Raw genomic sequence first — 15140 nt, forward strand, 5'->3', positions numbered from 1 at the left:
TTCATGACCGCACGTTTTCCAATGTTCTCGCTCTCCCGGCGCCGCCTCCTCGCTGCGGCCTCCGTGATTGCAGCAGCGACCTTGACGGCGATGGCAGGTCTCTCTCCGGCTCAAAGTGCCGGCGCTCCACCGAACGGCGGCGACATCACCTTCCTCATCGACTCGCTCGGCAGCACCTGGATTCCGAACAACAGCGCGATCTCCAGTTTCCAAGGCCACATCTGGGGCCACGTGACCGACAAGCTCGTCTATGTCGATGCTGACGGCAAGGTCAGCCCCTGGATCGCCGAAAGCTGGGAGCAGAACGGCGAGGCCACACAGTTCACCCTGCACCTCAAGAAGGGTGTGACCTTCTCCGACGGAACACCGCTCGACGCGTCAGCCGTGGTCGCCAATCTCGACATCTGGTACGCAGGCCGGCGGAACGAGGGGATCAATCCGATTGGCCTCTTCCCGAAGACTTACGACCACGCCGAGGCGGTCGATGCAGCCACCGTGAAGGTTGTCTTCAAGGCGCCGACGCTCGGGTTTATCCCGACGCTCGGCTATCACGGCTCGATCCTCATCTCCCCGAAAACGATCGCGCAGCCCGCCGCGCAGCAGGCTGATCTGGCCAAGACATCCGGCAGCGGCCCGTATGTGGTCGCTTCCTGGAAAGAGGGCGACTTCGTCAAGCTGGTCAAGCGCAAGAACTACAATTGGGGGCCGGCAGCCGTCGGCCACACCGGTCCGGCCTACCTCAACTCAATCACCTACAAACTCGTGACCGAGCCGTCGCTGCGGGTCGCCGCTGTCCAGTCGGGACAGGCCGATGTCGCCTACAGCCCCTCTCCGCAGGAACTGAAATCGCTCAAGGAAGCGGGCTTCACGGTCGCGACCCCGCGCTATCTCGGTTTCGTCAACGGCCTCGCGATCAACACCAAGCTGGAGCCATACAATGACGTGAAAGTGCGCCAGGCTCTTCAGGCCGGCATCAACCGGAAGGAGATCATCGACACCGTCTATACGCCTGACTGGAAGCTGGCGACGTCTTTCATCCAGAGCAACGTGCCGGGTGCGACCGACCATAGCGAGCTCCTGGCCTACAACCCCGGCAAGGCGGAGAAGCTTCTCGACGAAGCCGGCTGGATCAAGGGTGTTGGCGGCATCCGGACCAAGGACGGCAAGCAGCTGTCGCTCACGCTCCACTCCAACCCCTATCTTGCGACGGCAAAGTCGATCGACGAGCTCATCGCCCAGCAACTCGGCAAGCTTGGCTGGAAGGTCACCATTCGCGCCTACGACGTCGTGACGTTCGGCGAGAAGGTCCGGTTCGGCGGGCCGGCCGTGCCGGCCTACGAGGTGACGCGCAGCTTCATCGACGCCGGCACGGTGGCCAGCATCCTCACCGACGCCAACAACGGCGAGAACTGGTTCAACCTCGGCGACAGCGACAAGAAGCTCAATGAACTGCGCGACAAGATCGCCGGCGCCGCTTCTTTCGACATTCGCAATCCGCTGCTCGACAAGTTGCAGACCTACGTTCTCGAGCAGGGCTATTTCATCCCGCGCACGCAGATCGTCCAGCGGATCTACGTGCAGTCTCCGAAGCTCAAGGGGGAGGTCTACAACGGCATCGCCTACGCCAGCTATTACACGGCAACGATCGGCGAGTAATCCGCAGTGCAAACAAGCAGCGTGAGGAGGCGACCGGCATGAGAAGCGCCTACCTGTCCTATGCCGCGAAGCGCTTCGCCCAAGCCGTCGTCGTCATCCTGCTGGCTTACGTCTTCACCTTCGTCGTCGTCAGTATTTTGCCTGGTGACCCCATCACCAACGTGCTGCGCGACCCGCAGAATGGATTCAGCGAGGATCAGATCAAGGAGATCATCGCCGCCCAAGGCCTGGACCGGCCAATTCCGATCCAGCTCTGGGCGTCCTTGTCCAACTTCGTGACCGGCGACCTCGGCCTGTCGATGCGATCCAACCGGCCTGTGACAACCCTGATCGCCGAGGTTCTCCCTTCGACACTGATCCTTGCATCCGCAGCTTTCGCCATCGCGCTGCTGCTGGCGGCTACGATCGCCTACGGCACCCAGTTCCTTCCGAAACGGTTCGGCCAGGGCTTGCTGCGTGGCTTCCCATCGTTGTTCCTGTCGGTGCCGAACTTCGTGATCGGCCTGGTGCTGATCCACATCTTCGGCTTCCAGCTCGGGCTATTTCGCGTAATCGCGCCGGACAGCTTCTGGGCGACCTTCTTCGCCGCGGTCGCGCTCGGCATCCCCATCTCCGCGCGGATCACCGAGGTGCTAATCGCGAACCTCGACAACGAGTCCGAGCAGGAATACGCCGCCGTTGCGCGCAGCCGTGGGCTCGGGCAGATGCGCCTCTTTGCCAAGCACCTGCTCAAGCCGTCTTCGCTCCCGGTCATCACCGTCATCGCACTCGCCATCGGTGAGCTGCTCGGCGGTTCGCTGATCACCGAGACGGTGTTCGGACGCACCGGCATCGGCAGCCTGGTGCAGCGTTCGGTGAGCACGCAGGACCTGCCTGTCCTGCAAGCGGTCGTCTCGCTTGCGGCAGTGGTGTTCGTGCTCGTTAACCTGATCGCCGACCTCGTCTACCCGCTGCTAGACCCGCGCGTGAAGCTGATCGGCGGTCGCAAGGTCCGCCCGACCACCGCCGACGAGAGCTCCACCAATCTTTCCCAGGCGGTGACGCCATGACCGTCGCCCTCGTCTCGCCGGCCTCGCGCATCACGGCGATCAGCCGGCTGACAGCCCTTCGGGTGCCGCCAACCGTCGCGCTCGCCTTCGCGGTCATCGCGATCGTAATCGCCTGGTCGCTCGCGCCGAGCTTGTTCACGAGTCATGATCCCGCCGGCGGCGTCCCCGCTGACAAGCTGCTCAGCCCCAGCGCAGCGCATTGGTTCGGCACCGATCACCTCGGTCGCGACCTCTATACCCGGGTCGTCTATGGCACGGCCTCCTCGGTGACGAGCGCGCTCATCGCGGTCGTCATCGCCGCGGTTGCCGGTGGGCTCATCGGCCTCCTGGCCGGCTTCCTCGGCGGCTGGATGGACATCCTGCTCGCCCGCCTGGTGGATGTGCTGCTGGCGATCCCGAACTTCCTGCTGGCGGTCATCGTCGTCACCGCGATCGGTTTCGACACCACGAACGCTGCGGTTGCGACCGGCGTCTCGGCGGTCGCCGTGTTCGCGCGGGTGATGCGCTCGGAAGTGATCAAGACCCGGCAGGCCGTTTTCGTCGAGGCATCGTTCCTGATGGGTGGCTCGCGCTGGCACATTCTGTTGCAGCACGTGCTGCCGAATGCATCGCGCTCGGTGCTCCCGCTCGCGGTGCTGCAGTTCGGCCTGTCGATCCTGGTGATCGCCAGCCTTGCTTTCCTCGGCTACGGCGATCCCCCTCCCGCCTCCGACTGGGGCCTGCTGATCTCGATCGGCAAGGACTACCTCAAATGGCCGTGGCTGGTGTACGCGCCCGCCTTCGTCACGATCGCGACCGTCCTCTCCGCAAACAGGATCAGCCGATGGCTCCGCAAGACAGACTGACCGCCACGTTCACCCGCGCCGAACGCGTTGCGCCGACGCCGCTGCGGTCGATTCCGCAGCTCCGGGTCGACGGCCTGTCGGTCTCCTATGGGCCGCACGAGGTCGTGACCAACGTGAGCTTTGAACTCGGCCGCGGCGAGAGCCTCGCCCTCATCGGAGAGTCCGGCTCCGGCAAGTCGACGATCGCCCGCGCGGTGCTGCGGCTGCTCCCCAGCGGCGGGCACGCCACCGGCCGCGTCGCGTTCGACGGCCAGGAGGTGCTCGGGATTTCCGAGCGCGGCTTCCGGCCGCTGCGGGGACGAGCCATCGGGTTCGTCCCGCAGGACCCCGCCAACTCACTCAACCCGGTGCGGACGATCGGTGCCCAGGCGCAGGAGGCGGCTGCGCTGCTCGACGAGCCCGACAAGGCGATCCGCAAGCAGCTCATCCTGGAGACGTTCGCCCAGGTTGGGCTCGACACCCCCCTGCGTGTCTACGACTCCTACCCGCACCAGCTGTCCGGCGGCATGCTCCAGCGCGTGCTGATCGGCCTTGCGATCCTGCCACGGCCGGCACTGCTGGTCGCGGACGAGCCGACCTCGGCGCTCGACGTCACGATCCAGAAGCGGATCCTCGACCTGCTCACGCGGCTGCAGCACGATCTCAAGATCAGCCTGCTGCTCATCACGCACGACCTTGCGATCGCCGCCGAGCGAGCGGACTCGCTCGTGGTGCTCAAGGACGGCGTCATCCAGGAGGCCGGCCGGACAGCTTCCGTCTTCTCCTCGCCGGCGTCGGCCTACGCAAAGAGGCTGCGCGCGGATGTCCCAGCCCTCAACCCCGACCGTTACGCCGCACTGCGCGACACGGGCTTCCGTTCCCTCAAGACCGGCCAGGCACCGAAGATCGAGGTCAGCGCCGTCACGAAGACCTTCACAGTCGACGGCAGGGCGCTGACGGCCGTCGACGATTTGTCGTTCAGCGTCCCTGCTGGCACCACGCACGCGCTGGTCGGCGAATCGGGCTCGGGCAAGACCACGACGGTCCGGCTGCTGCTTGGACTGGAGGGACCCGACACCGGGAGCATCTCGGTCGCAGGCGAACAAATCACCGGCCGCTCGCCCGAGGCACTGCGGACGGCGTGGCGCCACCTTCAGTTGGTCTACCAGAACCCCTTCACCTCGCTCGATCCGACCTGGACGATTGAGCGGCTCGTGCGCGAGCCGCTCAATCGATTCAAGATCGGAACGCGAAAGGAACGGGATGAGCGCGTCCGCGAAGCGTTGGCCGATGTCGGACTTGGCGAGCACCTGCTCTCCCGCAAGCCCGGGGCCCTGTCAGGTGGCCAGCGCCAGCGCGTGGCCATCGCCCGGTCGCTGGTCCTCAAGCCCGACGTGATCGTGCTTGACGAACCCACCTCCGCGCTCGACGTCAGCGTCCAGGCCGGCATCGTCGAAGTCCTGCTCTCGCTACAGGCTAATCTGGGCCTGACCTACGTGTTCGTGTCTCATGACCTGGCGCTGGTGCGTCAGCTCGCCCACACCGTCTCCGTGATGCATCGCGGACGCATCGTCGAACACGGGACCGTCGCCGACATCTTCGACAACCCTCAGCAGCCCTATACGAGGTCGCTGCTGGCGTCGATCCCGTCGGGTGGCGACGATGTCGCGCACATTCGCACGCGCGCCTTCGGTTGATCATGACCGCAGATTGAATGAGCCGCGGAAGGCCCCTGCCCGCTCAGTTCTCATCATCCAGTGCAAGCACGGCAAAGCTCGCGAGCCAGTGCTCTCCCATGTAGTGACCGGCGATATGGGGGAGGCCTGCGGCCAGATGCTCGCGCGCCGCTTCATGAGCAACGACGCGGCGGGGGTCGCCTGCCGGCAAGGCGTCGCCGAGAGAGCGCCAGCACCAGGCGCGGCTGAGATTGAGCCCGTCGAGATGAGCGATCTTGCCGTCGGTGCGATCGGTGACCGTCGCAGGCCCGAACAGTGTTGCCGGCCGTCGTTCGACCAGCCGCGGCAGAAACCGATCGAACCAGGGCAGGAACGCGTCCGGAGGCAACAGGCGCCGCATGCACTCGGCCTCGATAAGAGCCGAGGACTGGAAATCGTCGCCGCTCGGCTCACCCCAGGCGGGGCAGTCGGTGTCCTCACCATACCAGCGCTGGCCAGTCTCGTGCAGCAACCTGGCGAGCGCTTCATCCTTTTTGATGCCGGCGTAGTCTGCCGCCATCCGCAGGCCAAACGCCGTATTGAAATGCGTGCCGACGCGTACGGGATAGAACGCCAACGGCAGGAAGTCGCGAAAGCGTTGCGCGATGATTTCGGCCAGCGGCGCGAGATTGCGGCTCCAGCGATCGTCAGGATGGAGCGCCAGTTCAGTCGCGAGCTTCAGGAGCCAGGCCCAGCCATACGGCCGCTTGAAGCCGCGGGCAGTCGGGCGGGCGAAGTAAGCACGTTCGGCGGCGACCTTCTCGGGCACGAATTGCGTATCGAAGAGAGCGCGGATGTCGGAGGCTGCCGCAAGGTCGGGAAACCTGCGCAGCAGTCGCGCCAGCATCCAATAGCTGTGGACGCAGGAATGCCAGTCATAACTGCCGTAGAAGATCGGATGCAGCTGGCTCGGCGTGCGGGCATCCGCAGGTTCAGCCAGCGCGTGATCAACGTTATTGGGATATTCGCGCCCGACATGGCCGAGCGCGATGTTGGCAAAATGCGAGGCATGTTCGCGGGTAAGACGGGGCGTGGTCACGGCTTGGCCTTTCCAGTGTTCCGGCCGATCAATGTCTCGATCAGGCGCGGCAGGAGGTAGATCGGAAATTGCGTCGCGGCGAAGTATAGCGCCATGCGTGGCGAGGCGGCAGCACCCAGCGCCGACCAGACCAGGCCGACATTGCGGTTGCCGAGGATGAGCCCGACGGTCAGCCGCTGGCTCAAATTGCCCGGCAGCAGCACGACACCAGCTGCTTGAAGGGCGATATTGCATGCAAAGGCGAGCCCAAGGCAGAGCGTGGCGGCCCGCACATCCGCCGCGATCTGCGCGCGAATGTCAGCCATCGTCGCCACCGCAAAGACGAGGAGCGCCGCGACGATGATCCCGTCAACCATCCCGCCATGGGCCGCCAGCACCGGGGCTGCGTGCCGGCGGACCAGGAAAGCCACTCCTTCGGCGCCGCCGATCAACAGCGCCAGACGAAGCGCGAGCTCGAGCGCGCTGATCTCAAGTCCGCCGAACCAGCCTGCAAGAAGCGGCACGGTGACCGGAGCCAGCACCATGGACAACACCGTCACCACGAGCGGCACCGCCCCGTCGAGCCCGAGCATGCGTGCCACCGCTGCCGTTCCGCTCGATGGCGGCGCCGAGACGGCGAGCACCGCCGCAAGCGCGATCTCCGGACCAAGGTTCAAGGCGTGACCGGCAACACCGATCACGAGTGGACAGGCCACCATGACGACAGCCGGCAAGAGCACGGAAAGCGATGGCCGTCGCAGCGTTGCGACGACGGCCTGACTGTCGATCCGCAACAGCGTTCCCAGCACGATCAGGAAGATCGTGGTTGCCATCAAGGGGCGAGCCAGGTCCGCAAGAGCCGGAAAGACCAATCCAAGCAGGACGCCAAGCGCCAGCAATGTCGGTCCGCGCGGGATGAAGTGCAGGAGTGAGGATCGCATACGCCGCGCCCAATCATGTCGTCTCCGCCAGGAGACCACACCCCGCATCATTCTTGAAATCGATTATTACTATATCTATCATCGTTCAAATGAATTTGGCTTCCGTCGACCTCAACCTCCTGGTCGCCTTCGAGGCGCTGATGGAGGAACGCCATGTGACCCGCGCCGGCCAGCGCATCGGCCTGGCGCAACCGTCCATGAGCAGCACGCTGACGCGGCTGCGTGCGCTGTTTGGCGATGAGCTCTTCGTGCGCTCGGCCTCCGGCATGCAGCCGACGGCCAAGGCGCTGGCGCTGGCGCGGCCGATCAGCGACGCTCTGGGGCAGATCCGGGGCGTGCTCGAACCCACATCAGCCTTCAATCCGGCAACAGCCCGCCATCGCCTGTCTATTGCGGCGACCGACTATGGCGACCTCGTCGTGGTGCCGCGACTGGTCGAGGCGTTGCGACGGGAGGCGCCTGGTATCGATCTCGTGGTGCGCCCCATCATTGATCCGGCCGCGAGTGTCGCGGGCCTGGAACACGGCGATGTAGACGCGCTGATAGGTGGCCATCTTCCCGCTTCCCCGCGCATCATCCGATCCACGCTTTTCGCGGAGAGATTCGTCTGCATTCGCGACGCCAAACGCGCCAAACTGAAAGCCCGTCTCACCAAGGACGATTACACGCGGCTTCCGCATGTGCTGTTCTCCTCCGCCGGCGGCGACGGGCTTCCCGGCGCAATCGACACGATGCTGAGCCGGCACGGACGCAAGCGCCGGACCGCGATCACGCTCGCCCATGTCGTCGCGGTGCCGTTTGCCGTCGCCGGCACCGATCTCGTGGCAACCATGGCCGAGCGCGTCGCGCGCCGCTTCGCGACAGCCGCCGGCGTGTCTGTCGTTCCGATTCCCTACGATGTGGAGCCATTCACCATCGACCTTCTCCACACGCGCCGCGCCATGGCCGATCCGGCGTTGCGCTGGTTCATCGAACTGGTCAATCGCGTCTGCGGGACGCTGTAGCGATCGGCGGGCCGGCAGCAGGCTGCTATTTCCGCTCAATCAGCTGCGCGATCTCCCAGACATGGCCTGAGGGGTCGGAAAAGGACGCAGTTCGTCGCCCCCACGGACGGTCGATCGGGCCATTGAGCAGATCGACGCCAATCTCCCGCATGGCTGAGCAGACCTGATCGACGTCGACGACCCTGATCGTCAGGAGTGCGCGCGCCCCTGCGGAGGACTGCGCGACACGCAACGGCTCGACAAGCGGCGGTGCCTGAGACGCGTCGAGAAGATTGACCAAGAGCCCACCAAATCGAAGCACGGATGAGACCGCATCTTCCCAGACCGTCTCGGACGCGAAAACCTTGGCATAAAACGCTTTCGACGACGCAATGTCATCGACGAACAATGTGATGACTTCAACTTCGCTTGGCAGACCATTGACCATGTCGCCCTGCTCCTCACCGTTGCTGCGGCTGCCTGCACAAGCGTGACAAGCCGCCTGCCGCTATATCTCACGATGTTAGAGCATGGCGCAATTCGGCGAGCCGGGTCATCGGCCCGGCTCGGAAGCCTCGATCCCTAATTGAATAGATCCGGTTCCGCCTCGGTGATCCAGTCCCACAACGGCTGGAAGCTGAAATAGCCGCCCTTGTGCGTTCCGACCTGCCGCGAGGTCCGGCTGGCGATCTCGTGCGGGATCGGCTTTGGCGTTCCGGCGGCTTCCGCAAGCAGCTGGGCGCGCGCAGCATTGTCCATGGCGATGTACCACCAGGCGGCAGCCTCGATGGTCGGTCCGACCGTGAGCAGGCCGTGGTTCTGCAAGATGGCCGCCTTCTTCGATCCCAGCGCCTGCGCGATCTTGCGGCCCTCTTCCGCCTCCAGCACGACGCCGGAGAACGGATCGAACAGCACGTGATCCTCGTAGAAGGCGCAGGAATCCTGCGTCAGCGGATCGAGCAGGCGGCCGAGCGCCGACCAGGCCTTGCCATACGTCGAATGGGTATGGGCGGCCGCGATCACTTCCGGATGCGCCGCATGGATCGCCGAATGAATGACAAAGCCGGCCTGGTTGATCGGCTTGTCGCCGATCAGGATGTTGCCGTCATGGTCGACGAGTTGAAGGTCGGAGACCTTGATCTGACTGAAATGCTTGGACAGCGGATTGATCCAGAACCGCTCGGGGAACTCCGGATCGCGCACGGTGACATGGCCAGCGAGCCCCTGATCGAAGCCGTAGCGCGAGAACAGGCGGAATGTTGCGGCAAGCCGCTGTTTGCGGTGCAGCCGCTCTTCCTCGAACGTCGCGGCCGGCGTGCGCTCGACCAGGGAGTACTTCTTGGGCTTCTCGACGACCTTGTTCATTATTGCCTTTCCTTTTTTAGTATTCGAGATTCTTGTCGAAGACGTCGGCCAGCGCCACGCCATGGGCGTAGGCGTCGAGGTTGACCAGCGTCTTGTCGGCCAGCCGCTTGGCATCCTCGCCACCCGTCCATGACACATGCGGGGTCAGGACGACCTTGGGATGGCGATAGATCGGATCGCCCTCCGGCGGCGGCTCGGGATCGGTGACGTCGAGCGTCGCGCCGGCAATCCGCCCCTCGTCGAGCGCCTGCAACAGCGCACCCTGATCGACGATCCGCCCACGCGCGACATTGATTAAGTGCAGCGACGTCTTGGCCCGCGCCAGCACATCGGCGTTGATCAGACGCGCGGTCTTGGTCGTCGCCGGCAAAGCAAGGACGAGATGATCGGAAACCGCGACCAGCTCCTCGATGCTATCAACCGGCTGGATGCCCGGAAGGACATATGGCCAGGCCGAGCGCCTGAGAACCCTGATGTTGACACCGAACGGCTTGGCCCGCTCGGCGACTGCGCGGCCGATCGCGCCGAAGCCGGCAATCCCGATCGTCTTGCCGGTGAGCGAGCCCAGCGGGCTGATCTTCCACTGCTCGCGGCTGCGCGGCCGGATGTCATGGATGCGCTTCTCGAAGCCGAGAATCGCCGCAAGGACGTATTCCGCGATCGGATCAGCCGAGATGCCGCGGCCGACCGTGACCACGGGACCGTCGAGCAGCCACGTCGGAAAGAAGTCGACGCCCGTCGAAGCGGTCTGGATCCAGCGCAGGCCGAACGGCCAGCCGGCCGGCTTCTCCGCAGGCGCCTTGTGCCAGCCCACTAGCGGCCGCGTCAGCAGCACGTCGGCTTCGGGAGCAACATCCCAGGGCGCGCGATCGGCGGGATGATCGATGATCAGCGGGCGCGACCAGTGATCGACCAGCGCCGCACGAATGTCCGGGCCAAGCTGATTGACGATGATCGGCGATCGCACGCTGGTGGAGGCGCGCTGGTTTTCAACTCGGGGAGTGTTCATGTCACGCAGTCACGATGGCAACGATCCGGATATGCTAGGCGTTTGCGGCAAGATAGTCCTTTCAAAGATGACGGGTGTCTTGCAACAAGAGGACGACGCGCTTCGGCAAGACAAAAGGATTTGTCTCTGGAGCCCTGGCGCCTCTGCGGGGGCTCGCGCCCGACGCGGCAAAGGCTCGAACCCGAGCCCCGCTGATTAAGAGCCAGTTGGTCCCATCCCAAGACGTCGCGTCATTGATCGAATAGGTCGCAGTTAGCTGCGTGAGTGCAAAGCAGCTGCGCTTTCCGCGACCAATCCGCCTGCTTCAAAACGCCTGCTCACGTTGGCCTGCGCAAGATTTTTCTTGATCTCCCGGTGCACATGTCATGCACACGCCGCCCATTAGCTGATTGAAGCAATCTAACCCTCGCTCCAATCCATCACGGGCCACTTTCGGCTAATAGCAGCGAAGACGATCGAGCCCGGTCTAACGTGAACCGCTCGATGCCGCAGTCGGTCGTCGCGGCGCTTCCTGTTCAGGAGTCGAATCCAACGGAGTGACCTCGTGGAACTCGAATACCTAACGCAGGAGGGCGTTTCCGCGCTGGCGCAGCACAAAGCTTAATTTCGCGACAGCAGGGCATCACTGATCTTCTCGGCCGCCATGATCACGGGGATGTTGGTATTGGCCGTCGGCAGCCGCGGCATGATCGAGGCATCCGCCACAAAGATGTTCTCGCTGCCGATCACCCTGCCCCCGGGATCGACCACCGCCATCCGGTCGGCGGGATCGCCCACGCGGCACGTCCCCACTGGATGCCAGACTCCGAACACGCTTTGCCGTACGAAAACTTCGAGGGCACGGTCGTCGGCAAGCGTCGCCTGGAAGGCCGTGCCGTTGAGCAGCACGAGCCGGATCACAAGCGCCCTGAGGCCCGCGGGTATGTCGAGCATTGGCCCGAGGATGGACGCAACGATGCGATTGACGGTGCCGTACCGGCTCAGCCGCTTGATCCGCGGAGAAAAGGAGGCCGGGAAGAAATCGCCCGCCTCCGGGTTGAGCGCGGGATGAACGACAAGCTTCGCGAGCAGCCGGACGGCCGCGACCATCCGTTCGAGATCGCGTCGGTCGGACAGCAGGTTGAAATCGACAACAGGATAGGTTTTCGGATCGCTGCTCGCCAGCGTGAGCGAGCCGCTCGAATACGGCCGGTTGCACCAGAGAAAGTAGAGACCAAGCCGCGTGCCCAGCGCATGCCACCCGCCGCGCGCCGAGGCCGTGATGTACATGTCGGAGGCGTCGCAGCCGGGATGATCGGACGAGAAGCGCATCGCCGCGAAATTGGGACGCCGCCGGGCAAGCGGCAACCGCAACCGCCGCGGTAAATATTGACAGAAGGTCAGCGCGGGATGATCGCGCAGATTGCTGCCGACGCCGGGCAGATCGATCGCCACGGGAATGCCGAGCGCTTGCAGCGCCGCACCCGGGCCGATGCCCGCCCGCATCAGGATCGCCGGCGATTGCAGCGCACCTGCGGTCAGGATCACGCGGCCGGCGGCGACGGCGAGCTTCTGCCCGCCCCGCGCGACCACGACGCCCGTCGCGCGGCGGCCATCGAGCTGGAGTTGTTCGACCTCGCTGTCCGCCCAGATGGTCAGGTTCGGCCGCGCGCGCGTTGCTGCGTCGAGATATCCGGCGGCGGTCGAGACGCGCCGGTCGTTGCGATTGGAGAAGGCCGGCGGAAAGATGCCGTCCTCGAACTCGCCGTTCTGGTCCTTTCGGAACGGCAGGCCGGTCGCCGACAACGCTTCGCCGACGGCGTGGCCAAACGGCGGCATCGCCTCGCGCGCGATGCGGCGGATTGGGATTGGGCCGTGCTTGCCATGCAGCGGGCCGTGGAAATCCAGGTCCGTTTCGAGCTTGAGGAAGTACGGCAGCACATCCGCCCATCCCCAGCCGCGCGCGCCGAGATCGCGCCATTCGTCATAATCACGCGGCAGGCCGCGATTGGCCGATTGCACGTTGATGCTGGAACCGCCGCCCATCACCCGCCCCTGTTCGTAGGCGCGAACGACCGGCTTGCCCTCGGCATTGCGGCCGGCGGCCGCTGACAGGCCCGGCCAGATGTATTTGTCGCCGAAGAACAGCGTCATCGGATAGCTGTCAAGGATTTCCGGCGGCGTTGCCTCGGGCGGCGTGTCCATCCCGGCTTCGATCAGAAGCACGCGGCGGCTTCCGTCTGCGGAAAGCCGATTGGCGAGCACGCAGCCCGCCGATCCGCCACCGACGATCACGTCGTCGAAATGCAGCCCATCCATTCCCGTCTCATCGCGCAATTCGATGGATCGGCGCGGCCACGAATGCGGCCGCGCCGATTTGGCTCAGCGGAAGTTACCCTTGGTCTCGGGGATCACGACCGCACCAATCAGGTAGATCACGAACACGCCGACTGCGAAGTAGGCCAGCGACATCGGGATCTCCGCGGGGCTGCCGCTCACCAGCGAGACGAAGGTCGGCATCATGCCGCCCAGCGCAAAGCCGATGTTCCAGGACAGACCCGTGCCGCTCGCGCGCAACGCGGTCGGAAAACGCTCGTTGAGGAAGATCAGCACCGGCGCATAGCCGGCATTGCCGATGAAGGCGATGGCGAGCGCATAGAGCGTGATTTGGGTCGTGTCCTTGGTCGCCGCGAGATTGAGATAGCACAGCGGCAGCAGCACCGCGGCCAGGACGCCGATGATGAGGAACGTCTTCTTGCGGCCGATACGATCGCTCAGCGCGCCGACCAGCACGGCCGAGAAGAACGCCGACACGCTCGCGCCCATCAGGATCAACGACGAGGTCTGGTTCGGGACCGCATTGATGACTTTCAGGAAGCTCGGCAGGTAGCCCGAGGTCAGGTAGTAGCCGGCGCCGCCACCGAAGGTGATGAGAAGGTTGACCAGCAACACGCCGCGATATTCGCCGGAGAACACGTCCTTGACCGGCGCCTTCGAGACCTTCGCCTGCTTGTTACCCTGCTGGCGCTTGAGCTCCTTGAAGTAAGGCGACTCCTCGAGGTTGCGGAAGATGAACCAGCCGAGCAGCGAGCTCAGCAGCCCCGAGAAGAACATGAAGCGCCAGCCCCACACCGCGAAGGCATCGCCGGGGAAGATCGACGACGTGATCAGGAAGATGAAGGACGCGAGCAGCGCACCGATGCCGGCGCCACCGCCGCCGACCAGGCCCGACATCGCGCCGCGCCATTGCGCCGGCACCGACTCGGTGCCGATGGTGTGGGTGGAGGCCACGACGCCGCCGACGAAGATGCCCTGCACCAGACGCAGGATCAGGAAGAGGATCGGCGCGATCACGCCGACCTGGGCGATGGTCGGCAGCAGGCCGAACGCCGCCGTGCTGATGCCGACGCCGATGATGGCGATCAGCATGGCCTGCTTGCGGCCGTGCACGTCGGCATAATGCCCGAACACCGCCGAGCCCAGCGGCCGCATCAGGAGCGTCACGGCGAACGAGCCGTAGACCGCAGCCAGCGACAGCGCTGGGTTGCTCGACGGAAAGAACAGCGCGCCGACGACCGGCGCCACGTAGAGCAAAATGAACAAATCGAACAGATCCAGCGCCCATCCGAGCACCGATGCGATGATCGCATTGACCATCTGCTTGTTATCCGCCGACGCTTGCGCGCCCGCGACCGGCATATCCATCTCAGCCATGTTTTTACCTCCCCCGTTTTGATAGAGCCGCGGCTCGCGTCATTGCGAACCGCGGCAGTTTTGTCGCGTATCAGCGCCCGGTGAACTTCGGCGGACGCTTGGCGTTGAAGGCTTCGACGCCTTCCTTGAAGTCTTCCGACTGCCGAAGGCGGCTGTAGCAATGGCCTTCGAGCTCGATCGCGATAGCGAGCGTCGAATCCTCGGTGTCGTTGAGGAGCTTCTTGGCGGTACGTTGCGCTAGCGGCGAGAAGGTGCGGAGCTCGTCGACCAGCTTGTCGGTCGCCTTCTCCAGCTCTGCATCCGGCACGCACTCGGTGGCGATACCCCAGTCATAGGCCTGCTTGGCCGAGATACGCTTGGAGCGCATCACGATGTCCTTGGTGCGGGTGATACCGACCATCTTCTGCAGACGGGCCGAACCGCCCGAGCCCGGGATCTGGCCGAGCTTCTGCTCCGGCAGCGCGTATTGCGTGGTCTCCGAGGCTATGCGGAAGTCGCAGGCGAGTGACAGCTCGAAGCCGACGCCGAAGCAATAACCGCGGTTGGCAACGATCACGGGCTTGGCGCAGCGCGCAGGCGCGGCGATGTTCCAGGCGAGCTTGGAGACGTGCTCGGGGCTCGCCTCCATGAAGCCGCCGATATTGCCGCCGCTGGAGAAGTGCTCGCCCTCGCCGCGCACCACGATCACGCGGACACGCGGATCCTCATCCAGCGTCTCGAAGGTCAGCCGCAGCTGGTCGCGCTGCGGCATCGCCACGACATTGTAGGGCGGCCTCCCTAAGATGATGTCGGCGCGCTCATGCGCCTCGTCGATTTCGACCTTGAACCCGTCAAGCTTGGCGAGCCGGGGATCGGCAAATGTGTAGGGTGACGGCATCTGTGCTTCC

Annotated in this window: 13 protein-coding genes; 5 read left to right on the top strand and 8 right to left on the bottom strand. The window is 64.7% G+C overall.

Annotation, left to right across the window (positions count from 1 at the left end):
• Positions 1-3: 3 nt before the first annotated feature.
• The 4 genes from ABIB99_RS18730 to ABIB99_RS18745 are packed head-to-tail and all read left to right on the top strand — an operon-like array spanning position 4 to position 5226.
• A complete protein-coding gene (locus tag ABIB99_RS18730; RefSeq protein ID WP_354176998.1) occupies positions 4-1656 on the top strand; it encodes an ABC transporter substrate-binding protein in 1653 nt (550 codons plus the stop codon).
• Positions 1657-1694: 38 nt separating this feature from the next.
• Entirely contained in the window at positions 1695-2705 is a 1011-nt protein-coding gene (locus ABIB99_RS18735; protein ID WP_354177000.1) for an ABC transporter permease, read from the top strand.
• Complete coding sequence (locus ABIB99_RS18740; RefSeq protein ID WP_354177001.1) at positions 2702-3550, top strand: ABC transporter permease; 849 nt, start codon at positions 2702-2704, stop codon at positions 3548-3550. Before ABIB99_RS18735 ends, ABIB99_RS18740 begins: the two co-directional genes overlap by 4 nt.
• Positions 3529-5226 (top strand): ABC transporter ATP-binding protein, encoded by a 1698-nt coding sequence (locus tag ABIB99_RS18745; protein ID WP_354177003.1) that lies wholly within the window; start codon positions 3529-3531, stop codon positions 5224-5226. Before ABIB99_RS18740 ends, ABIB99_RS18745 begins: the two co-directional genes overlap by 22 nt.
• Before the next feature lie 43 nt (positions 5227-5269).
• On the opposite strand, the gene ABIB99_RS18750 is transcribed toward ABIB99_RS18745, so the two are convergent.
• Together ABIB99_RS18750 and ABIB99_RS18755 are read right to left on the bottom strand one after the other, a co-directional pair.
• The gene (locus tag ABIB99_RS18750; protein ID WP_354177004.1) at positions 5270-6283 is read right to left on the bottom strand and encodes a DUF2891 domain-containing protein; all 1014 of its coding nucleotides are present in this window, start codon (positions 6281-6283) and stop codon (positions 5270-5272) included.
• Complete coding sequence (locus ABIB99_RS18755) at positions 6280-7203, bottom strand: hypothetical protein (RefSeq protein ID WP_354177005.1); 924 nt, start codon at positions 7201-7203, stop codon at positions 6280-6282. The genes ABIB99_RS18750 and ABIB99_RS18755 overlap by 4 nt, the downstream gene beginning before the upstream one ends.
• A gap of 89 nt (positions 7204-7292) precedes the next feature.
• Between ABIB99_RS18755 and ABIB99_RS18760 the strand changes: the two genes are divergently transcribed.
• Complete coding sequence (locus ABIB99_RS18760) at positions 7293-8207, top strand: LysR family transcriptional regulator (protein WP_354177006.1); 915 nt, start codon at positions 7293-7295, stop codon at positions 8205-8207.
• A 25-nt stretch (positions 8208-8232) separates the two neighbouring features.
• On the opposite strand, the gene ABIB99_RS18765 is transcribed toward ABIB99_RS18760, so the two are convergent.
• From ABIB99_RS18765 to ABIB99_RS18790, 6 genes are all read right to left on the bottom strand, one after another.
• Positions 8233-8634: a VOC family protein gene (locus ABIB99_RS18765; RefSeq protein WP_354177008.1), complete on the bottom strand. Its 402-nt coding sequence runs from the start codon at positions 8632-8634 to the stop codon at positions 8233-8235.
• 134 nt (positions 8635-8768) lie between these two features.
• Positions 8769-9551, bottom strand: coding sequence for a class II aldolase/adducin family protein (locus tag ABIB99_RS18770; protein ID WP_354177009.1), 783 nt, complete (start codon positions 9549-9551; stop codon positions 8769-8771).
• A 16-nt stretch (positions 9552-9567) separates the two neighbouring features.
• Positions 9568-10560, bottom strand: a complete 993-nt coding sequence (locus ABIB99_RS18775) for an NAD(P)-dependent oxidoreductase (RefSeq protein ID WP_354177011.1) — start codon at positions 10558-10560, stop codon at positions 9568-9570.
• A gap of 600 nt (positions 10561-11160) precedes the next feature.
• Positions 11161-12858 (bottom strand): GMC family oxidoreductase, encoded by a 1698-nt coding sequence (locus ABIB99_RS18780; RefSeq protein ID WP_354177012.1) that lies wholly within the window; start codon positions 12856-12858, stop codon positions 11161-11163.
• Between the two features lie 63 nt (positions 12859-12921).
• The gene (locus tag ABIB99_RS18785) at positions 12922-14253 is read right to left on the bottom strand and encodes an MFS transporter (RefSeq protein ID WP_354177013.1); all 1332 of its coding nucleotides are present in this window, start codon (positions 14251-14253) and stop codon (positions 12922-12924) included.
• Between the two features lie 70 nt (positions 14254-14323).
• Complete coding sequence (locus ABIB99_RS18790; RefSeq protein WP_071915238.1) at positions 14324-15130, bottom strand: enoyl-CoA hydratase/isomerase family protein; 807 nt, start codon at positions 15128-15130, stop codon at positions 14324-14326.
• Between the last annotated feature and the right edge of the window lie 10 nt (positions 15131-15140).

The organism is Bradyrhizobium sp. LA6.1 (assembly GCF_040547805.1).
GTDB lineage: Bacteria > Pseudomonadota > Alphaproteobacteria > Rhizobiales > Xanthobacteraceae > Bradyrhizobium > Bradyrhizobium barranii.